This is a genomic window from Rhodococcus olei, from assembly GCF_039540555.1.
In the GTDB taxonomy this organism is placed as follows: Bacteria; Actinomycetota; Actinomycetes; order Mycobacteriales; family Mycobacteriaceae; genus Rhodococcus_G; species Rhodococcus_G olei.
The window spans coordinates 23,085-44,373 of the sequence record NZ_BAABFB010000024.1 but is presented as its reverse complement, the minus strand read 5'-3'; the positions used below and the strand labels follow the sequence as shown (position 1 = coordinate 44,373).

At 64.9% G+C, this 21,289-nt stretch carries 19 protein-coding genes; 4 read left to right on the top strand and 15 right to left on the bottom strand.

The annotated features are described in order from the left end of the window. Window positions 1-35 precede the first annotated feature (35 nt). Together ABD951_RS05795 and ABD951_RS05790 are read right to left on the bottom strand one after the other, a co-directional pair. Window positions 36-1,574, bottom strand: coding sequence for a class I adenylate-forming enzyme family protein (locus ABD951_RS05795; RefSeq protein WP_345342812.1), 1,539 nt, complete (start codon window positions 1,572-1,574; stop codon window positions 36-38). A 96-nt stretch (window positions 1,575-1,670) separates the two neighbouring features. Then, on the bottom strand, window positions 1,671-2,495 hold the full coding sequence (locus tag ABD951_RS05790; RefSeq protein WP_345342811.1) for a mycofactocin-coupled SDR family oxidoreductase: 825 nt from the start codon (window positions 2,493-2,495) through the stop codon (window positions 1,671-1,673). 427 nt (window positions 2,496-2,922) lie between these two features. On the opposite strand from ABD951_RS05790, the gene ABD951_RS05785 reads away from it, so the two are divergent. Further along, entirely contained in the window at window positions 2,923-4,368 is a 1,446-nt protein-coding gene (locus ABD951_RS05785) for a PucR family transcriptional regulator (RefSeq protein ID WP_345342810.1), read from the top strand. A gap of 255 nt (window positions 4,369-4,623) precedes the next feature. On the opposite strand, the gene ABD951_RS05780 is transcribed toward ABD951_RS05785, so the two are convergent. From ABD951_RS05780 to ABD951_RS05760, 5 genes are all read right to left on the bottom strand, one after another. After that, window positions 4,624-5,313 carry a TetR/AcrR family transcriptional regulator gene (locus ABD951_RS05780; protein WP_345342809.1) on the bottom strand — a complete coding sequence of 230 codons (690 nt, stop codon included), beginning with the start codon at window positions 5,311-5,313 and terminating at the stop codon, window positions 4,624-4,626. A gap of 141 nt (window positions 5,314-5,454) precedes the next feature. Then, on the bottom strand, window positions 5,455-5,751 hold the full coding sequence (locus tag ABD951_RS05775) for a putative quinol monooxygenase (protein ID WP_345342808.1): 297 nt from the start codon (window positions 5,749-5,751) through the stop codon (window positions 5,455-5,457). Between the two features lie 12 nt (window positions 5,752-5,763). Next, on the bottom strand, window positions 5,764-6,552 hold the full coding sequence (locus tag ABD951_RS05770; RefSeq protein WP_345342807.1) for an SDR family oxidoreductase: 789 nt from the start codon (window positions 6,550-6,552) through the stop codon (window positions 5,764-5,766). A gap of 48 nt (window positions 6,553-6,600) precedes the next feature. Next, window positions 6,601-7,389 (bottom strand): SDR family NAD(P)-dependent oxidoreductase, encoded by a 789-nt coding sequence (locus ABD951_RS05765; RefSeq protein ID WP_345342806.1) that lies wholly within the window; start codon window positions 7,387-7,389, stop codon window positions 6,601-6,603. Beyond that, complete coding sequence (locus tag ABD951_RS05760) at window positions 7,386-7,640, bottom strand: Rossmann-fold NAD(P)-binding domain-containing protein (RefSeq protein ID WP_345342805.1); 255 nt, start codon at window positions 7,638-7,640, stop codon at window positions 7,386-7,388. The genes ABD951_RS05765 and ABD951_RS05760 overlap by 4 nt, the downstream gene beginning before the upstream one ends. A gap of 93 nt (window positions 7,641-7,733) precedes the next feature. On the opposite strand from ABD951_RS05760, the gene ABD951_RS05755 reads away from it, so the two are divergent. Next, window positions 7,734-8,876, top strand: a complete 1,143-nt coding sequence (locus ABD951_RS05755) for a thiolase family protein (RefSeq protein WP_345342804.1) — start codon at window positions 7,734-7,736, stop codon at window positions 8,874-8,876. A gap of 32 nt (window positions 8,877-8,908) precedes the next feature. Next, window positions 8,909-10,063, top strand: a complete 1,155-nt coding sequence (locus ABD951_RS05750) for an acyl-CoA dehydrogenase family protein (RefSeq protein WP_345342803.1) — start codon at window positions 8,909-8,911, stop codon at window positions 10,061-10,063. A 543-nt stretch (window positions 10,064-10,606) separates the two neighbouring features. Here the strand turns inward: ABD951_RS05750 and ABD951_RS05745 are convergent. From ABD951_RS05745 to ABD951_RS05725, 5 genes are read right to left on the bottom strand one after another with little or no spacing between them, the layout of a single operon-like run. Then, window positions 10,607-11,710 carry an acyl-CoA dehydrogenase family protein gene (locus ABD951_RS05745; RefSeq protein WP_345342802.1) on the bottom strand — a complete coding sequence of 368 codons (1,104 nt, stop codon included), beginning with the start codon at window positions 11,708-11,710 and terminating at the stop codon, window positions 10,607-10,609. Between the two features lie 23 nt (window positions 11,711-11,733). Then, window positions 11,734-12,936: an acyl-CoA dehydrogenase family protein gene (locus ABD951_RS05740; protein WP_345342801.1), complete on the bottom strand. Its 1,203-nt coding sequence runs from the start codon at window positions 12,934-12,936 to the stop codon at window positions 11,734-11,736. Beyond that, on the bottom strand, window positions 12,929-13,735 hold the full coding sequence (locus ABD951_RS05735; RefSeq protein WP_345342800.1) for an enoyl-CoA hydratase/isomerase family protein: 807 nt from the start codon (window positions 13,733-13,735) through the stop codon (window positions 12,929-12,931). Before ABD951_RS05735 ends, ABD951_RS05740 begins: the two co-directional genes overlap by 8 nt. Beyond that, on the bottom strand, window positions 13,732-15,270 hold the full coding sequence (locus ABD951_RS05730; RefSeq protein WP_345342799.1) for a carboxylesterase/lipase family protein: 1,539 nt from the start codon (window positions 15,268-15,270) through the stop codon (window positions 13,732-13,734). Before ABD951_RS05730 ends, ABD951_RS05735 begins: the two co-directional genes overlap by 4 nt. Continuing rightward, window positions 15,263-17,149, bottom strand: a complete 1,887-nt coding sequence (locus ABD951_RS05725) for a flavin-containing monooxygenase (protein ID WP_345342798.1) — start codon at window positions 17,147-17,149, stop codon at window positions 15,263-15,265. Before ABD951_RS05725 ends, ABD951_RS05730 begins: the two co-directional genes overlap by 8 nt. A gap of 391 nt (window positions 17,150-17,540) precedes the next feature. Here ABD951_RS05725 and ABD951_RS05720 point away from each other — a divergent pair, with 391 nt between their 5' ends. Further along, a complete protein-coding gene (locus ABD951_RS05720; protein ID WP_345342797.1) occupies window positions 17,541-18,350 on the top strand; it encodes an enoyl-CoA hydratase/isomerase family protein in 810 nt (269 codons plus the stop codon). Between the two features lie 355 nt (window positions 18,351-18,705). Here the strand turns inward: ABD951_RS05720 and ABD951_RS05715 are convergent, their stop codons facing one another. The 3 genes from ABD951_RS05715 to ABD951_RS05705 are packed head-to-tail and all read right to left on the bottom strand — an operon-like array spanning window position 18,706 to window position 21,274. Further along, window positions 18,706-19,173, bottom strand: coding sequence for a MaoC family dehydratase (locus ABD951_RS05715; RefSeq protein ID WP_345342796.1), 468 nt, complete (start codon window positions 19,171-19,173; stop codon window positions 18,706-18,708). Beyond that, window positions 19,166-19,936 (bottom strand): 3-oxoacyl-ACP reductase FabG, encoded by a 771-nt coding sequence (fabG, locus tag ABD951_RS05710; RefSeq protein WP_345342795.1) that lies wholly within the window; start codon window positions 19,934-19,936, stop codon window positions 19,166-19,168. The genes ABD951_RS05715 and fabG overlap by 8 nt, the downstream gene beginning before the upstream one ends. A 33-nt stretch (window positions 19,937-19,969) precedes the next feature. Next, a complete protein-coding gene (locus tag ABD951_RS05705) occupies window positions 19,970-21,274 on the bottom strand; it encodes an acyl-CoA dehydrogenase family protein (RefSeq protein WP_345342794.1) in 1,305 nt (434 codons plus the stop codon). Window positions 21,275-21,289 lie beyond the last annotated feature (15 nt).

Below are 21,289 nucleotides of genomic sequence, written 5' to 3'. Positions count from 1 at the left end.
GCTCCAGGTTTCGTTGACGAGGCGGAGGACTCGGGTCAGCTTGCGGCCTTCGCCGCGACCGGCTCGAATCGATCGGCGAGATCGCAGTATTCATCCCTGATCTCGACCTTGTTGAGCTTCCCGTGTGCGAGTCGGGGCAGGGGGGTGTCCCGTGCGATGACGAAGCGCGGGATCTTGAAGTCGGCGAGTTCGCGGCGGCACACCTCGAGGACCTCGTCGACAGTGGTCGCTCCGTCCGCGAGCCGCACCACGGCCGCCGGAACTTCCCCGTACTTCTCGTCCCGGGCTCCCAGCACGACCACTTCCTCGACTCCGGCGATCGCCGCGATGACGGACTCGATCTCGGCCGGCGAGATGTTGATGCCCCCGGAGATGATGATGTCCTTGACCCGGTCGACGAACTTCAGCCGGCCGTCTTCGGTGACCACACCCGCGTCCGACCCGTGAACCCACCCGTCGCGCAGGGTTGCCGCGGTCTGTTCGGGCGCATTCCAGTACCCGGCCATGACACCCGGTCCGCGCGAGACGATCTCGCCCTGCTCGCCGGGATCGCACTCGGTCCCGTCCGGACGGATCACCTTGAACTCCGAGAAGATACCGCCGCGTCCGCAGGTGTCCGGATGGTCGAATGCGTCGGGGGCACTCGTCGCGGTGGTGATGCCGCCGACCTCGCTCATGCCGTACAGCTGCCGGATCGGCAGGCCCTTGGCCATCCACTTCTCGAGCAGCTCGATGTCGACGCGAGCACCACCGGTGATGGCGGTCCGCAGATGGGGGAACACGGCGGTCTCGAACTCCGCCGTCTTGGCCATCTGCTCGTACACCATCGGTCCACCGAGCGAGACGTGGACGGCGTGCTTTTCCAACAGGCGCACCGCCTCGGCTGGGTCGAAACGCTGCTGGAAGACCAGCGTCCCACCGAAGGTGATCGCCCGCATCAGCCCCCACACGGTGCCCGGCGCGAACGCGAACGGTGTGGGGAGGAAGATCCGCACGCCGGGGCGGATGGTCTCCTCCATCAGCGACCACTCGAACATCATTCCGAGGAGCCCCGCGTTGGTGTACACGACGCCCTTCGGACGCCCAGTCGAGCCCGACGTCATCATGATGATCATCGGGTCGGCCGGGTCCCGGTCGCGCCGGAAGTCGTCCGGCTCGCCCTCGCGGAGCTCGTCCAACGACGACAGGGGTGCGAAGGTCACGGTCCGCCCGTCACCGGCGCTCAGCCCGTCGATCACCTCGGCGAACGCCTCGTCACCGAGGACGAGCGCCGGTGTCATGTCTTCGAGGATTCCGGCGAGCTCACGCCTCTTGAAGCGGTTGTTCAGCGGCACCAGGATCGCGCCGTATTTGACGATGCCCAATGCGGCGGCCGCCCACTGCATGGAGTTCAGGCCGACGACACCGACCCGGTCCCCCGGCTCGACACCCAGCTCACCGAGGCGGCGCGCGATGCGGCTCGTCCAGTGCTCGAGTTCGCGGTAGGTCAGCGAGTCGTCACCGACCACGAGCGCGTCCTGGCCGGAACGCTCTTTCGCCCACCATCGCAAAGCATGACTGACTGTTGCACTCATCCGTGACACCTCACGTCAAATTTGTTTTGTCGGAACGGAAATGGCCCTGTTTCGTCGTTGCGGATCGGCTCTGCCGGTCGAGGCGTACCGCCGGCCTCACACGTTCAGGAATCCGGCATCCACCGGGAAGGTGACGCCCGTGACGTAGCGTGCGTCGTCCGACGCCAGGAAGGCGACGGCATTGCTGATGTCGGTGGCCTCGATCTTGCGCACCGGCAGCGCGTTGTCGAACTTGGAACCCGCTGCGACATCCGGGTTCGCGGTGGCGAAGGCGGTGTACTCGTCGTTGGACACCATCGGTGTATCGACGCCACACGGATGAACGGTGTTGACGCGGATACCGTGCTTGCCCAGCTGCGAGGAGTACAGCCGCATCAGGCCGACAACACCGTGTTTCGCCGCAACGTAGGCCGCCTGACCGGGGAGGGTGTTCAGCCCCAAACTGCTCAACCCCGCGGTCGAACTCGTGATGATGATGGAACCGCCTTCACCCCGCTCGATCATCGCGGGAGTGACGATGTCGATGACGTTCCACACTCCGGTGAGGAGGACGTCGACACCGTCATGCCAGGCCTGAACCTGCGCGCCCTCGTTGATCACAGGCATGATGCCGGCGTTCGCGAGCACGATGTCGACGTGCCCAAACTCCGCGATACCCAGGTCGTAGGCACGCTGGACGTCCTCGCGACGTCGCACGTCGCCGACGTGGGTGACAATGCGGCCTCCAGCAGCGCGGACCAGGGAGGCGGTCTCGTCGAGATCCTCCTTCGTCGACATCGGATAGAAGACGGTGGGGATCTGTTCGCAAATATCGAGGGCAATGATGTCGGCACCTTCCTCGGCCAACTTCACCGCGTGCGACCGCCCCTGCCCACGGGCAGCACCGGTGATGAAGGCAACCTTGCCGTCGAACCTTCCCATTTTCTTCCTCCTTACAGTCTTCACAGCACGTTCAGCGGAACCAGCGGTTGTAGGGGTGTGCAACTTCGGCTCGCAGACCGGCCGCGTCGGGCACGCACGCGCGGTCTTGACCCGAGAGGCCCCGAACCACCATCCATATTCGATACCCATGTCGAATCATGCAGGGAAGCTAACCCCAGTCGATCCACCGCGCAATACCCACTTTCAACCCGAACCGAGGACTCGGCAGGCTACCGGTGGAGCCCTCCGACAGATGGCCACCCAACCTGACCCCCGCCTGTAGCGAAGATCACAACTCCGAGGCTAGGGGGGTCCAGTGCACAACCATATGGGCGGACAGACCACACGATTCGCCCACACGTTGTGCTCAGTGCCCAATGGGCCGGGCGAGGCGGCGCTAGCCACCGGCGGGCACGGGACCACGGACTTGCGGATCACCTCCCGCACGTGGCTCTCGTGCACATGGCTCCCATGGAGCCGGTCGCGCTCGCCGCACCCGGCTAGGATTTCCGACATCAACCACGAAGCGTGTTCTAGACAGCCGAGGAGCACCGACATCGCCCACGAGTCATCCAGTGACACAACCCCCGAGTCATTCAGTGACGTACGCGAATCCGAGGTACGCGCACTGATCCGCGCCGTCGCCGCCGACATCGACGGGCACCGACGCGAGATCGTCACGGAGATGATCAACCGGATAACCTCCGAGCTCGACGAGGTCGCGACAGACCCGAGGATCATGCCGCTGCTGACCCAGGCGGCAGAAGGGTCGGTGGCCGCGAATGCGCGGATCCTCGTCGACGCACGCGAGGTCGCGCCTTCGCCCGCTTCGGCGGCGGCCCTGGGGTACGCCCGGGTCCTCGCCCAGCGCGGACTTCCGGTGGCGGTGCTCGAACGGGGGTACCTGCTTGACCACAACATCTTCCTGCGCTGGTGCGTGGAGCGCCTCGGCGCACTGGGTACCGATCCGGCCGTGGTCGCAGCGGCCACATTGATCATCATGTCGAGGGTGTCCGAACGCACCGACAGCTCCCATCAACACATGCTCAGCGAGTACGAAACCGAACGCGAAGCGTGGCTGCGCAACCGCAACACCACCCGATCGGCACGGATCTCCGACCTTCTGAACTGTCGAGACGTCGAGGTCGAGGCGGCCGAGAGCTCGCTGGGATACCGTCTGCGGCAACACCATCTGGGCGTCATCGTCTGGACTGACACCTCCCCTGGTAGCGCCGACAACCTGGCCCACCTCGAACGCGTCGTCTCGGTCGTGGCGAAGCATCTCGAATGCCGCGAACGCCCCTTGTTCGAACCCAGCGACGAACGTACTGCGTGGGTATGGCTGCCCCTCGGCGACAACAAACATCCCGACTTGTCAGGAGTTGCCGCAACCATCCGCCGATTCGAACCCGCGGCGACACTCGCGGTCGGAGCGCCTCAAGCGGGTATCAGCGGATTCGTTCGCACGCACCAGCAGGCCGCCAAGGCCTCGACCGTCGCGCAGGCCTCGCGCGTCCCCGGCTCCCGGGTGGTTCCGTTCGACGAGGTGGGTGCGGTCGCGCTTATGTGCACCGATCTCGACGCCACCGGCGACTGGGTCACCGACGTGCTCGGGCCACTGGCCGCTGACGACTCGACCGCCCGATCGTATCGCCACACCCTCCGGGCCTTCTACGCCACCGGCGGCAGCTACTCGGCCGCCGCCAACGCGCTGACATTGCACAGAAACTCGGTCATCTACCGGATCCACAGGATTGAACAGCTGCTCGAACGGAACGTCCGCACCCACCGCCTCGAACTGGAAATGGCACTGGCGCTCTGTCATTGGCTCGGTCCAGCTGTGCTCAAGGCGAGCCACACACCGACCGAGTGATATCGGCATACGTCACTCGAACTCGAGGGGTGAACCACGACACCCGTATTCCGGCGTCGATCACCGCATGTGCGAGGGATTCAACGAAGTGCGTCTTGCCGGTCCCGCCGGGCCACTGACCACATGGTACTCGGCGCGGTGCATCCTCCACCGCTGCCACGGCGCTCTGGGTAGAAAGTGGGATCGGCGAGTCGTCTTCCCGCCACGAGACGAACCTCTTGCCGGCGGGCAGCCCGGCCCTCTTGCCCCCAGCAGCTAAGAGCGCGGAGCTGGTCGCTCCGCCACAACGCTGGCGGCATCGTCGGATGCCGAGGTTGATGCGGTCCCACGTGCACGGCGGGGGCGTCCGACAGGGATCGGTGGCGCGGAGCACTGCGCCACTTCGAACGCGAAGTGGCTGTACCTGTCCTGGAGGTCTTTGACCTTGAGGGATCCGCCCGGCCGGTACCACATCGATATCGCGTTGCACATAGAGATGATGGCGCGGACGCAATCGTCGGGATAGGGAGTTTCGAAATGGCCCTGTTCCACTCCGAGATTGATGACGGCGTGAAATCGGTCGTTGGACTCGATTTGCTTCTTCCGCACGAGCGTTGCGCCCTCGCCGTGCAGTTTGTCAGCCTCCTGCAGCAGCAGCTTGCTCTGCGCGGCGTTCTTGACGCGGTACATGACCAGGTGTCGGACGAGGGCGTCGAGCTGGTTGCGGGCATCGTCGCCGGCAGATTCCAGTGCCTCGCCACTTTCGGCGAAGTAGTGGTCGAACGCGTCCAGCACGAGGGCGTACAACGCCTCGTACTTGCTGGGGTAGTAGTAGTAGAGCGCGCTCAGGCTCACCCCGGCGGCCTCGGCGATGTCCCGGATGGACGTGCCGTCGTAACCCTTGCTCGCGAACGCCTGTCGCGCTGCATCGAGGATCGCTGCCTCTCCGATCAGGCGCCGGGCCATGCGACTACCTCCATTGTGTAACGCCCCCTCGTGCGTTCTTGCGCTCGTACTTAACGAACGTCCCAATACTAGCGGTGCTGCTGTTGTCCGGGGCCATGACCCGATGCTTCGGTCGGGCGGCCGGGTCATGGCCCCACCCGGTCAGGAGTCTGTGCCGCGGACCTCGAAGGTTCGCCTCGTCGAGCTGAGTACGTGAGGTGCGAGTCCGGTGACCTTGCCCTCGCCGCTTCGATAGTCTCGGTACTTCGCGTACGCGTCAGCGCTCGCCCATCGTTCGGAGATCACCCACCTGGTGTTGTCGTCGGTGTCAATGAGTACCTCGGTGCTCTCGTTTCCGTCGAAATTGCGGGTGGTCTCGAGCATGTCGCGGATGGCCCGCGCTGCGTCATCAACGGTGTCCGGATTGAGGCTGAATTCGATGGCAACGGCGTACGGCATAGAGGTGTCCTTTCAGACATGATCGGGGCGGCGGATGGCTTCGCCCCCGCCATCGATGTAGATGACTTGACCAGTGACGTACGAGTTCTCCTCGCTCACCAGCCACGACAAGAGCGCGGCGGGAACCTCCGGCGGGGCAGCGGGCCCGTTCAGTGGTGCCGGCGAGCTCGAGGTCAGCAGGGCACGCTTTCCTGGGTCCTGCAGCAGCGGCGCCGTCATCGCTGTCTCGATCACTCCGGGCCCGACGGCGTTGAGGGCGATTCCGGCGCCTGCCCATTCGGGTGTCGGCGCCTGCCGCCGCACCCAACGGGCGATGGCATGCTTCGAGGAGCTGTAGATATGGTTGCCGCCGCCTCGGGTCGATCCCCCGGCTACGTCACGGCAGCGTTCGAGGGCTCGGGATTCAGCTCCCGTGAGGAGCAGATCCACGAGTTCCTGATCGAACGGCGAGGTCGCAGCAATCGACGAGACCACAACTGCGCGTGGGGCTTCGGATCGACTCAACAGCGGCCGCAGTGACTCCGCAGTAGCCACCATGCCGAAGTAGTTGACGGCAGCTGTGACAGGTGCATCGATAGCGAGCCCGGCCGCCGCGACAACACCGTCGACCACACCGTCGGCAAGGCGCTCGACCTCGCGACCGAAGGTTTCGCGGCCCTCGGCTGTCGCAAGGTCGGCGACGACATCGGCGTCCTTGATGTCGGCGGTGATGACCCTGCCGCCATCGGCGCGCAACCGCTGCGCTGTTGCCGCGCCCATACCGGACGATGCACCGGTGACGACGTATGTTCTAGAACTCATGTCTATTCCTCTCGGGAGGTCTTTGACTTCTTGAGGCACGTCCGTCGCTCACTGCACGGTGTAGCCGCCGTCCACGACGTACTGCGATCCCGTGACGAAGCTGGCGCGATCGGAAAGCAGGAAGAGGACCACCTGGGCGACCTCGTCTGCGAGTCCGAGGCGGCCGAGAGGGTGTTTCGCGATCAGGCCTTGGCGTCGGTCTTCGTCGGCCCGAACGATGAGCGGTGTGTCGATGTAGCCCGGGTGTACCGAGTTCACACGGATGTTCTCCGTCGCGTAGTCGAGCGCTGCTGCCTTAGTCATGCCGGCGACCGCGTGCTTCGCCGTCGCGTAGGCGGTCGCCCCCGCACGCGCGACGAGGCCGAGCACCGACGACACGTTGACGATCGAACCCGAGCCAGCCTTGAGCATGTGAGGTATCTGCGTGCGCATCGCGTAGAACACGGAGTGGAGATTCACCTCGATGAGGGCCAGATACTCCCCCACGTCGAGATCAGCCAGGCGTCCACCGGGGCCGCTGATCCCTGCATTGTTCACAGCCAGGTGGAGTGCACCGAATTCGGCAACGGCGCGTTCCGTCGCGTCGGCGACCTCGCCCAGGTTCGCGACATCCACCTTCAGTGCCAAGGCATTGCCGCCGGCGGATCGGATCTGCTGGGCGACATCGCGAACGCCCTGCAAGTTGAGGTCGGTGAGAACAACGCTCGCGCCCGCAGCCGCGAGCTCGGCGGCGACGGCGCGCCCAATTCCGGAGGCCGCTCCGGAGATGATCGCGACCTTCTCTGCGAACCCGTCGCTGACCGACTCAGCGGGGAGTCGGGCGGATCGAGCAGTCACAGTCCGATCACCTCCCCATTCAGCATCGGGTTGCCGCTGATCTCACCGACCCGGCTGCCGAACACGGCGCGCCGGCTCGGGCAGAAGGTTTGAGGTACCTGGCTGCCGAGGGAGTCGCGGATCCCCTCTGGAACGCCCTGGAGCGTCGGCGTATCGGAGGTGCCTGGTGCGATCGTCACGATGCCGCGGGGACGCAGCCCGAGTCCGGACGCACCTCCGGCGACGATCGTGACCTGATCCTTGGTGGTCACGGGAGTCCTTTCTCCTGAAATGTGGCTTGCGTCATGGTGTCTTCGATACCTAGCATTCTGCTGAACGAACATTCGAAAAGCAAGGAGTGTCCCATGTCGGATGCAGTCATCGTCCAAGCCCTCCGCAGCCCGGTTGGTCGCCGCAACGGCTCGCTGGGCGGCATTCACCCCGTCGAACTTTCGGCGCAGGTTCTCAACGGCCTCATGGAGTCTGTGCAGCGCGCCCCGGAGATCGTCGAGGACGTGATCTGGGGCTGCGTCAGTCAGGTCGGTGAACAGACCAGCGATATCGCGCGCCGCGCGGCTCTGTCCGCGGGGTGGCCCCTGTCGGTGACTGGTGTCACCGTCGACCGCCAGTGCGGCTCGTCCCAGCAATCGGTGCACTTCGCCGCCGCGGGCCTGATCTCCGGCCAGTATGAGGTCGTGGTGGCCGGTGGTGTGGAATCGATGTCGCGCGTTCCCATGGGCTCATCTGCCCTCGATCACGACGTCGTCGGCCCGTCGTTCCTCGCGCGATTCGGCGCCCACCCCAATCAGGGGATCGGTGCCGAAATGATCGCCACCCGATGGGGCTTCTCGCGTACGGATGTCGACGAATACAGCCTCAGGTCTCACGAACTCGCAGCCGCCGCGCATGACCGGGGCGAGTTCGAGGATCAGATCATTCCAATCACCCTTCCCGACGGCACCACGGTCTCCGTCGACGAGTGCATTCGTCGCGGTAGCACCCTCGAGACCCTGGGCGGCCTCAAGACGGCCTTCCGCGAGGACGGCGTGATCACCGCGGGCAACTCGTCGCAGATCTCCGATGGTGCCGCGGCCCTGCTCATGATGACCTCGCAAAAGGCGCAGGAACTCGGGCTCGAGCCGATCGCACGAGTCCATACCGCGGTCCTGGCCGGGGACGACCCGGTCATCATGTTGACGGCGCCGATCCCCGCCACAGAAAAGGCGCTGAAGCGTTCGGGCCTGGCGCTCGCCGATATCGGGACGTACGAGGTGAACGAGGCATTCGCCCCAGTTCCCCTCGCCTGGCTCAAGGACATCGGCGCAGATGCTGATCTGCTGAACCCTCAAGGCGGTGCGATCGCCATCGGACACCCCTTGGGTGGATCCGGCGCCCGCCTGATGACCACGATGATTCATCGCATGAAGAACCAGGGCATCCGATACGGCCTGCAGACCATGTGCGAGGGCGGCGGGCAGGCCAATGCCACGATCATCGAACTCCTCTGACGTCCAACGCAACTGACCGAACAGGAAGCGCCGTGCTGAGAACGATCTACAACGAGGACCATGAGGCGCTCCGCCCGACGGTCCGGGAGTACCTCCGACGCTCGGTGGAGCCCCAATACCTGACTTGGGAGAAGGCAGGGATCACCGACCGTGCGGCCTGGCAGGAAGCGGGGGCGGCGGGGCTGCTCGCTTTCAACACTCCCGAGGAGTTCGGCGGCGCCGGTCCCATCGACTTCCGCTACAACATGGTGTTCGACGAGGAAGCCGCCCGTGGCGGCTACTCGTCCCTGGCAAACGGTTTCAACGTCCACGTCAACATCGTCACCCCCTACATCGCAGACCTCGGGACGCCGGAGCAGAAGGAACGACTGCTCCCAGCAATGGCCGCCGGATCCACCATCGGGGCCATCGCGATGACGGAGCCGGGAGCTGGATCAGACCTTCGGGGCATTCGCACCACGGCAGTTCGTGATGGCGACGACTGGGTTCTCAACGGCGCCAAAACCTTCATCAGCAACGGCATCCTGTCCGACGTGGTCATCGTCGCCGCCCGCACCGATCCCGAGGCCGGATCGCGCGGCTTCACCCTGTTTCTGGTGGAACGTGGCATGCCCGGTTTCGAGCGTGGCCGCAAGCTCGACAAAGTCGGATTGACGTCGCAGGACACAGCAGAGCTGTCTTTCACCGACGTCCGCGTCCCTGGATCGGCGGTTCTCGGCACCGTCGGCCAGGGACTGATCCACCTCATGGAGCGGCTTCCCCGCGAACGACTCGGAATTGCCTCGATGGCGACTGCTTCCATTCGGGCGAGCTACGAGTGGACCGCCGGGTACGCCTTCGATCGGACCGCCTTCGGCGCACCGATCGGTGACCTCTCTACGATGAGGTTCACTCTCGCCGAGATCGCGACAGAAGCGGACGTCGCCGAGAGCCTGTTGGATCGCGCAGCGCTAGCACTGAATGCCGGAACGCTCACGCCCGTGGACGCCGCGAAGGTCAAGTGGTACACCACCGAGATGCAGTCCAGCGTGATCAGCAGATGCATGCAGGTTTTCGGTGGATACGGATACATGATGGAGTACCCGATCGGGCGCGCCTTCCGTGACAGCCGGGTCACCACGATCTACGGCGGCACCACCCAGATCATGAAGGAGATCATCGGCCGCGACATTGCGGCGCTGCACTGACGGACGATCAGCGCTTCGCCGCCCAGGAGCACTGTACTGACGGACGATCAACGCTTCGCCGACCTGGAGCACTGATCGTCCGTCAGGTGCACGTACTTCGACCGGGTTCGAAGCACGCCTGTGGAACACTCCAGTCCTGACACGAGTTCAGGTCGCGGTTACCCCCGCCATTGCTGATGGCGGGCCGCAGTCACTGCCATGCCGTCCAACACGTCTGCGGCTATCCGCTGTAATCCACTCGGCCTCCCGCTGATGCATGCGATCGAAATTCGTTGCTGCGCTGCAAGAATACGGAGGAGCGCATCGTGATGCTCCGACGGATGCTCGACGCGGAGCGTCCATCTCGTGGATGGGCCGCCGGACAACTCCGGCACCAGCGTGGACCGCCGGTGCAAGCACGCCCCGTAGCTGCTCCTTGATCGACTGCCCGAAGTACCTTCACACGCCAGAACTCACCTCATCCCGGCTCGCGGATGGCCGCCCGGTCAACATGGAAACGCGCCCCGGGTTGAGCGACAACCCGGAGCGCGCCACGCGGTGGAGTCAGCCGGTCACAGCCAATAGCTGGGTTGCGATTCTCTGGCGTGCCTCGGCAGGAGTGCCCATCAACAGTTCAGAACCCTTGGCGTGCTTGTAGAACAGGTGAGCATGGTGTTCCCACGTGTAACCGAGGCCACCATGCAGCCGGACCGCATTGCTGGCGGCCGCAAAGTAGGCGGGTCCGACGTAAGCGGTCACCAAGTCAGCCGCGGCCGCCAGCTCCTCGGGACTCTCCTCAGCCGCCCACACGGCATAGCGGACCACGGACTCGACCTGCTCGAGCGAGCTGTACATGTCGGCCAGTTGGTGCTTAACCGCCTGGTAGGACCCGATTTCGCGCCCGAACTGGAACCGCTCCTTGGCGTAGTCGACGGTTGCCTCGACGGTCCGGCGCATGCCGCCGAGTTGTTCACTGCCCAGTGCGACCGTTCCCAGCGCCCGGATGCGCTCGTGGAATCCGGGGGACTCCCTCGTCGCTAGGGGGCTTGCGGTTGCCCCCCTGAACTGAATCCGGGCGGATCGCCGTACATGATCCAACCTTTCGAGTGAATCGCGGACCAGCCCGGGATCGGAGCCTTCGATCTGGAACCAACCGAAGCCGTCGGACGTGCGGGCTCTCACCACGACGACGTCAGCTTCGGCCCCCCACAGAACGGGGCCGGTCTTACCGTCGATTGACCAAGCGGATCCATCGGTCGAGGCGGTGGCGAGGTCGTCCAGCGTCCAAGGTGCATCGGCGAGACATGCGACGATGTCGCCCGTGGCGATTCGCTTGAGCAGCAGTGTCGCGGCCGGGGTCTCCAGACCGACGAGCACGTCGGTTGCCAGCACCGCGGAGGCGAGATACGGGGAAGGGACCAACGCTCGGCCGAGCTCCTCGCAGACGATCGAGCGCTCGACCTGGCCGACTCCGGAGCCGCCCAGTTGTTCGGGTACCACCAGACTCAGAACACCTAGCTCCCGCTCGAGTGCCTCCCAAAGCTCGCGATCGAAGCCTCGAGGATCTTCGATCATCGTCCGAGTGTGTGTAATCCCGGCCCGTTCCGCGAGGAACGCGCGAAGTGTGTCCCTCAGGTCGGATTGGTCGCGGTCCAGCAGCAGATGCATCGGTGTCGTCTTCCTGTGAGGGTCTAGGTACGCGAAGTTCGGATCTCGTTGAAGGGGACCCCGCGGTCGGCACTGGGTTCGCGTGGAAGCCCGAGCACTCGCTCGCTGATGATGGAGCGCTGGATCTCGTTGGTGCCCCCCGCGATGCTGTTGGCCGGCGCGGAATTGATGCCCAGCTGGAGGTCTCCCCATGTCGAGTCCTCGGGATCCGTCTCAACGGCAGCGGTCCCGAGAACGTCTCCGATCAATGCCGCGGCTCGGAGGAGCTGGAGTGCACCGGAGAGTTTGCCGATCGACCCACGGGACTGGGGGTCGATGCCAGCTTGAACTTCCTGGGTCAGACGAGCGTTGAACAGCTGCAAGGCCCGTTCGTGGACGTGGAGTTCAGCCAGACGGTCCTTGGCGATCGGATCGTTGTTGCGTCCGGTGCGGTGCATGGCAGAGGTCAGGAACTCGACCGACAGGCCGCGGCTGCGGTTCTGGCGGGTGCGGCTGATGGACAGGCGTTCATGCCCCAGCATCGTGGTCGCGGCGGCCCAGCCCGCGTCGACCTCACCGATCACCGAGTCGTCACCGACGAGGGCGTCGGTCAGGAAAACCTCGTTGAACGGCGACCGACCCGTCATGTCACGCAGGGGACGGACGAGCACGCCCGGTTGGGTCATGTCGATGATGAACATGGTGATCCCGGAGTGCTTGGGGAGCTCCGGCGATGTACGGGCCAGGATCACGCCGCAGTTGGCGTACTGCGCCGCGCTCGTCCACACCTTCTGCCCGTTGAGGCGCCAACCCCCGTCGACCTTCACGGCCTTGGTGCGGAGACCAGCGAGGTCCGAGCCTGCACCAGGTTCGGAAAACAGCTGGCACCACACGTCGTCACCATTGACGATGCGAGGCAGATACCGGGACTTCTGTTCAGGGGTCCCGAGGTCGATGATGGTCGGCCCGACCATGTTCTGGCTCACGCCCAACATCCAGTTGGGCAGGGCGAAGTGGTCGGCTTCCTCGCTGTAGACCTGGAGGTGTTCCTGGCTCAGTCCTCGTCCGCTGTATGTCGTGGGCCAGGTCAGGCCGGCGAGTCCCGCTTCGTTGAGGCTTGCCTGGAATTCGCATCCTGCGGTTCGAATCTCGTTGTCGGCGATGGGCCGGGTCGGTGCGTTCTCCTTGAGCCATGTGGCGACAAACTCCCGAAACTCTTCGAGTGCCGGCACTGTGGGGTCAGACATGAGCGGTTCCTTTCGCCTCACGTTCGTCGGTGCGTGACGAGCGGAGCACGCGGTCGGCGGCGGCCGTGAATTCCGGGCTGGTCAGCAGGTTGGCCTGTACGCGAGCGGTTCGTGCCAGATGTGCATCGATCTCGGCTCGGATCGGCGTGCGCTGCACGTCGACGTAGGCTGTCAGCGCGTCGCGGGTGAAGTGGTCAAAGCCGTGCATACGCTCGAGGGCGACGTCACGCGCAGACCGCTCCCCTGTGTCTTCGGCGATGCTCAGCTCCGCTCCGAGCGAGCCGGTGATCCGGGGCTGTTCGGCAAGGAGTCGCCAGAGCACGGTCGGATTCCGATGGCGCAGAAGGAGGCTGCCGCCCGTGCCGTCGATGAGGCCTAACCGGCCCCACGCCTGCATGCACCATCCGGAGGGTCCGATGAAGATGCTGTCGCAGGCAAGGGCGAGGTCGAATCCGAGACCGAGCGCTGGTCCGTCGATCGCGGCAATCGTTGGCACGGGAAGAGCGATGAGGCCACGGATGATCGCCTGTCCCTCGGCTTCGATGTACTCGCGGGTGTCCTCGGTGGCCGCGGCGGTGTTGCTTTTCACCATGTCCAGGTCGGCGCCGGCGCAGAAGGCGCCGTCGACGCCTGTGACGATGACGCCTGTGACCTTGGGGTCGTCGGCCAGCGCGGCGAGTGCCTGGTTGAGGGAGCGCACCATCGGATCGGTGAGGGCATTGCGGCGTTCGCCGCGATCGATCACGATCTGCGCGACCGAGCCGGACCATTCGACGCGCACGGGACCGGGCCGGCTCACGAGATGCGCTCCAGTGTCACAGCCTCGTCCAGGCCAAGTTCGTCGATGTCGGGCACCGTGGAGATCCTTTCTTCTGCGAGCCTGACCCGCATCTGCGACTCAGACGTGTAAGCGGGCCAGAGGACACCATCCGGCAGGCGGGGTACGCGCCCGTGGATGAAGTCCACCCACGCTGTACGGACGGCGTGCACCAGGTTTTCCGGGAGGTTCCGTGCAATTGCCTTCGCCTGCCGTGTCGATCCGGTTCCGAAGACGAACGGCAGCTCGATCACGTGGTGAGCGCCGAGCCCGTCGTGCAGGTCGCTCGCCCAGTCGAATCGGTACTTGTAGGTCCGGCCGCCGCGGGCAGCGTTGGTGAGAGCCAGCCGGCGCACCGGCGACCAGAACTGGCGTTCGGATTCGAGCCAGATCCATCGGTCCCGCTCCGCGCTGTCCGGGAGAGCCTCGCCCAAGTGCGCGAGAATGCGGGCCGACTCCCCTTCTCCGAGCCATGTGGCGAGCTTCGCGCGTCCCATGGACGCGACGATGTCGTCGGGAACGCCCGCGAGGAAGATGGAACATTCGTCCGCGTTTTCTCCTACCAGCAGGTCGACCGTGGTGCTTCGCCTCGCGAGCCCCGTCAGCGGCTCCTCGGGGATGAGGTCGGTGCCGGACGTGGGGAGAAAGGCGATCGTGGCCAGAGTCGCCGGCACACCATACAGATGTACGAACTCACCCGAGGCGAGCTCGGCGGCCATCGCGTCCTGCACCACCAGCAGGTCCTCTGCGGACGCGTCGAAGAGCGGTGTCAGGTCGTCACCGGTCGCACCGAGCTTTTCCAACAGGCGGGTCGTGATCCTCGACGACTCGGCGATGCCGTTCACCTTGTCGGCGCCCCCGCTCTGGCAGATGGCGCGCTGAAAGAGCCCGTCCGCGGACGGAACGGCCAGGAGGGTCGCGACCGACATCGCTCCGGCGGACTCGCCGGCAATGGTGACGTTGGACGGATCACCGCCGAAACCGGAGATGTTCTCCTGAACCCATCTGAGGGCGGCGACTTGGTCAGCGATCCCCATCGCCCCTGTCACGGCCGGATCCGGGGCGCGATCGCCGAGGTAGAGGAAGCCCTCGACACCCAGTCGATAGTTGATCGTCACGGTGACCACCCCGTCACCGGCGAACGCCGAACCGTCGTACAGCTCATCGTTGCCGGATCCCGAGCGGAACCCACCCCCGTGAATCCAGACCAGGACGGGAAGTCCTTTCGCGGACGGATCGGGCGTCCACACGTTCAAGTGGAGCGCATCGAAGCCCTGTACCGGGTTCATCGGAAACATGTCCGCGACAAGGCCACGCATCGGACGCTGCGGGACAGAAGGCCCGTAAGCAGTGGCAGGACGAACCCCGTCCCAGGATTCGGCAGGCTCCGGCGCTCCGAAACGCCGCGGCCCCTCAGGAGACGCCGCGTACGGGACCCCCTTGAAGGACCAGACGCCGTTGTTGAGTACGCCCCTCACCTGTCCCGAACCGGTCTGAACAACGCCCCGTTCAGGCATGGCCAGCTCCCGAGGACACCCGCTTGTCGAGTTCCGGATAGCCCGCCACATCCTGCTCCCAGCGTTGCTGCATCGACCCGGAATCGATGTGCGCGTCACGCGGGACCAGCCCGGCGACCCGGGCCTTGATCTGCAACGCCAGGTAGTAGGAGTAGGCACGGGTCTGCGGGAACCCGCCGACGTTGAACCAGAGACCCGGCTGGTTGGTCGGCGCCCACGAGTTGCTGAACTCCCCGCTGCCCTTGTCCCGCAGGTTGAAGATGCCGTCGAGACGTTTGCCGATCTCGTCGCCGAACATTCGAGCCAGGTCGACCTGGATGTTGTGGTAGCCGGTGGCGAGAATGACGGCGTCGTACTGCTCGATGCTGCCGTCGGTGAGTTCGATGCCGTCTTCGACAAATCGCGTCATCGTCTCTGCCTGGCGAACGGCGATGTCGCCGTTGACCACGTGGTCCGACGCACCCACGTCGATGTAGTAGCCACTTGCGGTTCGCCACGCGGCGAGCTTCCAGCCGCCGTCGTCTTCACCGTTATAGACCTTCATTCCGGCTGACTTGAGGCCCTCGATCAGGTCGGCATCCTCGGCCCGGGCCTTGGTGGCCGTTCGCTGGATCTCCTCGCGCATCAGCGGGAAGACGAGGTTCGACAGACCGATCAGGTCGATCAGCTCCAGCTTCTCCATCGGGATCTGCGGCGGAAGTCCGGCGAAGTCGTACTTCTCGACAGTCGAGAGCCGAACGACCGTGAGCGGACCGCGCTGCAGCATCGTCGGCCTCGCCCCGCTGAAATGGAGCTCGAGCGCCGCGTCATGAGCGCTGGTCGCGGCTCCGACGACCAGCACCTTCTTGCCCTGGTACGCCTCACCCGAGTCGAACTGCGACGTGTGGATGACCTCACCCTTGAAGTCCCTGATTCCCGGGAGATCCGGAATGTTGGGAATCTTGCCGGTCACCCCCGCGGCCATCACGATGTGCTGAGGCCGGAGCGTGCGGGTTTCGCCGTCGGCTCGGCGGATGGTGGCTGTCCAGGTCGAAGTCTCCTCGTCGTAGGTCCCGTGGATGAACTCCGAGCTGGTCCAGATCTTCAGGTCCATGTTCTGGGCGTAGGTCTCGATGAAGTTCGCGACCTGGTCCTTCGAGAGGTACTGCGGCCAGTGCGAGGGGTACGGGATGTAGGGGAAGTGACTCGCACCGGTCGGGTTGTGCAGCGCCAGTGAGCGATAGCGGTTTCGCCACACGTCACCGACTCGCGGCGACTTCTCCACGACGAGGGTGTCGACACCCATCCGCTCCAGGCGCGCAGCGATGGACACGCCGGCGTGGCCGGCACCGACAACCAGAACCTGGGGTTCTCGATCCTCGAAACGGCTCAGGTACTCACGGTTCTCGAGCCAGGTCTCACCCGCGACCGATGGCGTGAAGCCGTAGCGTTCGCTGCGTTCGTCAGGAAACGTCACGCCGGGCGCGTTCAGAGTCTGCTGACTGGTCAGCAGCAGCCACGCGCTATAGCCGATGGGGCTATCCGGGTCTTCGACGAGCCGGACGACACCAGTCCCTACGCCGACCCCGGTGTCGAAGTCGAAGATCCCTTGGACGACATCGCGTGTGAAGACCGTGGCGCGAGTGGCCCCGCCCCACCGGCGGTTGAGCCTGAAGTGGTGTGCACCGGTCTGTCCGGAACGTTTGGCGAGTCCCTCCCCGATCGCGGAGGCTCCATGGGTCTGTACGAGGTTCCAGGTGAAGGCGAGTACATCTCGCCAGTGCGAATCGGTGACGAAGCATGCGCCGATGGCCAGCGCGTCTTGAGAGGTCAGTGCGGCCTCGAAACGGTCCAGCCACTTCTCGACGACGAGGTCCAACTCAGGGATGACGTTAGTCAAGGTCGGTGCTCACTTTCCGGGCGGTCGTTGCCAAGCCTTGATTTACTGAATATTCGATAAGTACGCTTCGTCGTGTCACCCTGTCAAGAGCCAGGCTGGGGTTCACCCGACGGGAGCACTATGCCAATGTGCAAGGGTCACCCCTGGCTTCCGAAAGTTGCTCACCTGCAGGAAGTCTCGAGATCTCTGGCCTGCACCTCGACCACCTTCCTCGCCGACAGCACGGGAGTTCTCAGGGCGGCGAGCACCTTGAAGTCCGCCGTGGAAGGTGACGCTGATTCGGGAACGCGCCGGCCGCCAACGGGGCCTTGCGGGCAGTCCGGTGATCGCGAGCGCATCCGAAGTGTCGGCGACTCAGCCTACAAACCACGACAACGAAAGAAGGACGACCATGGAATCAGTCGACTACTCCGGGTACCGCAATATCCTGATCACTCGCGAGGACCGCATCCTGACCCTCACGCTCAACCGCCCCGACCGGTACAACGCTGTCAACCACGACCTGCATGAAGAACTGAGCCAGATCTTCGCCGACGTCGCACGCGACGACGAGACCTCCGTGGTGGTCCTGACGGGCGCGGGGAAGGCGTTCTGCGCCGGCGGTGACCTGGTCGCGATGGCCGACCACGCGGATGCCCACGGGTCACCCGGTTACTACATGTCGATGCCGTCGGCGAAACGCATCGTCTTCTCCCTGCTCGAGCTCGAAAAGCCGATTATTGCCAAGATCAACGGTCCCTGCATGGGACTGGGAGCGACCATTGCTCTGCTGTGCGACATCACCTTCATGGCCGACCACGCGAAGATCGGCGATCCCCATGTCAAGGCTGGCGTGGTGGCCGGCGACGGCGGCGCCGTGATCTGGCCGCAGCTCATCGGCTACGCCCGTGCCAAGGAGCTCCTGATGACAGGCGATCCCATCGATGCTCGTCGTGCGGAATCCTTGGGACTGGTCAACTACGCAGTCCCGTCCCAAGACCTCGACACCGCGGTGAACACCATGGCAAACAAACTGGCGGCCGGAGCCCAGGACGCGATCCGCTGGAGCAAGACCGTTGCCAACATCGGGCTCAGGCAACTTGCGCACTCGATGATGGACGCGTCGATCGGGTATGAGTGGCTCACGATGCGCAGCGCAACCCATCGTGAGGCCATCGAGGCGTTCCGGGCCGGGCGACAGCCGGACTTCCGAGGCCTGTGAGCTGTCACCGCGGCCGGGAGATACACCTGGCCACGGTCGCGGACAGACGCCTTTGACGACAATCCTTGAGTGCGCGCAGGCGGATTCGGCGAGCACGATCGGGCGACGCGTCGGCCGATCGTTCCCGGCGTCCAGATTGGGGCTCCTCGGCGCCGAGTAGTGACCCCGGAGATCGCAGAACGGGACCCGGCCAAGCGGGCGGGCCGGCCGGACCATTCCCGTGGCTACCGGGAGCATGCTCGACCAGCGCGGCGATGAGCCTGCTCCGCAAGAATCTCAACAATCGTGCGCCCGGCATCCTCCCCTTGCGTTCCGGAAGGATGCCGGGCGCAGTTTGCCCGTGCAGAGGGTTGTGTCACATGAACAACACGGTGACGGACTCTGCAATACAGACCGGCTTGTCGCCGCCCTCACGTTCGACGACGACGTCAACTGTCATGCGAGCGCCGTGCTCGGTCCGCTCCACGCGCGCCAATGTCGCCCCCGCGCGAAGGCGCGATCCGACCGGAACTGCGGCAGGGAACCTGAGCCGGTTGCAGCCGTAGTTCACCGCCATCCGGACGCCCTCGATCCGGTAGATGTCCCGCAACAGCACGGGAAGTAGAGACAGCGTCAGGTATCCGTGGGCGATGGTCCCCCCGAACGGCCCGGAGGCTGCCCGGTCGGGGTCGACGTGGATCCACTGGTGGTCACCCGTCGCATCGGCGAACGCCGTGATGCGCTCCTGGGTGACGGTGCACCATTCGCTGCGACCGAGCAGGTGCCCGACCGCGGCTTCGAGGTCGGCGATACCGGTGAAGACGCGAGGCTGGGGATCAGGCACGGGGACCGCCTGCAAGGTAGATGACCTGCCCGCTGACGAATCCGGACTCCTCGGACGCGAGGAAGCTGGCCAGGGCCGCGACGTCCTCGGGCTGACCGACGCGTCCGACAGGGATGGCCTTTGCTGCGGACCGCTTGAACTCGTCGAACGAGATCCCCATCCGTTCGGCGGTCTTGGCGGTCATCTCCGTCGCAATGAATCCTGGAGCGATCGCGTTGGCCGTCACTCCGTAGCCTCCGAGCTCAATGGCGGTCGTTTTGGTGAACGCCTGGAGCCCGGCCTTGGCTGCCGAATAGTTCGCCTGCCCCCGGTTGCCGAGTGCAGCGACGCTCGACATGGTGATGATCCTGCCCCAGCGGGCCTCGACCATGTGCCTCTGCACGGCGCGGGTGACAAGGAAGGTGCCTCGCAGATGCACCGACATCACGCTGTCCCAATCCTCGACGGTCATCTTGAACAGCAAGTTGTCCCTGGTGATTCCGGCGTTGTTGACCAGGATCGTTGGCGGTCCGATCTCTTCGGCGACCTGGTCGATTGCACGGTCCACCGCAGACGACTCGCTGACGTCCGCACCGACTCCGTATAGCGTGGCCCCGGTTCGCTTCGCGATCACGGAGGCGGTCTCCTTGGCGGCCTCCGCATCAAGGTCGAGGATCGCCACCGATGCACCGTCTTGGGCAAGACGCTGGGCGACGGCGGCGCCGATGCCGTTCGCTCCGCCGGTGACTACTGCCACAATTCTCGAATCCCGTTGTTCCACCATATGTTTCTCCGTTGATTCAGTCGTGTGTGGCGCTCAGCGGTTGAGTGCCACCGAGTCGAGTAGGTGCGCGAATTTCTTCCGCGCTGCGTCAGAGCGGGTCGGAATGTGCTCGGTCGGAACATCGACCGGCGCGTAGGACTTGAGGATCCGCCGTGCGGCAGTCACCTTGTGGATCTCGTCGGGCCCATCGGCTATCCGTGCCGCTCGGGCGTCGCGGTACATCCGTTCCAACGGCATGTCCGCGCTGAATCCGAGCGAACCGTGGACCTGCAAGGCCCGATCGATGGTGTTGTAGAGCACGCGTGCACCCCAGAACTTGATCAGGGAGATGTCAACCAATGCCCCCTTGACACCGTAGCGGTCCATCTTCCAGGCGGTCTGGAGTGTCAGCAGTCGCGCGGCTTCGAGTTCGGCTGCGGATTCGGCGACCATCTGCTGGACCAGTTGCTTGTCGGCCAGAGCGGAGCCTTGTGCGACCCTGCTGACGGCCCGCTCGTTCATCATGTCGAAGGCGCGCCGTGCCTGACCGAGCCAACGCATGGCGTGCTGAATCCGGCCGGGGCCCAGCCGCTTCTGTGCGAGGAGGAACCCATCGCCCTCGCTGCCGATGATGTGATCCGCCGGCACGGTCACGTCCCGGTAGATGACCTCACCCGGACCGCTGTAGTGGGGGACGACCACGCCGCTCGGAGACCCCATCGGCCCTCCCATGTTGGGGATGTCGCGCACCACCTCCAGACCGGGGGTCCCCTTCGGGACGATGATCATCGATGCGCGCCGATGCGGAGGTGCCTCGGGGTCGGTCACGGCCATCACGATGAAGAAGTCGGCGCACGAGGCGTTGGACGAGAACCACTTGTGTCCGTTGATGACGTATTCGTCACCGCGCCGGACCGCCGTGGTGGTCAGCAGCGTCGGGTCCGAGCTGGCGGTGCCCGGCTCTGTCATCGAGAAGCAACTGCGCAGCTCACCCGCTAGCAGCGGGTCCATCCACCGTCGCTTCTGCTCGTCGGTGCCGCCCTGGGACAACAGTTCGGCGTTGCCGGAGTCGGGTGCACTGTTGCCGAAGATCGGGGGCGCGTGCAGACACATGCCGAGGATCTCGTGCATGAGTGCGAGTTGAAGCTGCCCCGCTCCCCCACCGCCGAGTTCCGTCGGCAGATGTGCGGCCCAGAGCCCGCGGTCCTTGACCTCCTGCTTGAGTTCGGCGGTTACCCGGTCGTAGGCGTCCACCGTCAGATCGGCAACTTCGAGCGGAAGGATCTCGTTGCGGACGAATTCCCGCATCCACGACAACTTTGCCTCGAGTTCGGGCTCTGTCGAGAAATCCCAGGACATTACGCATCCCTTCTT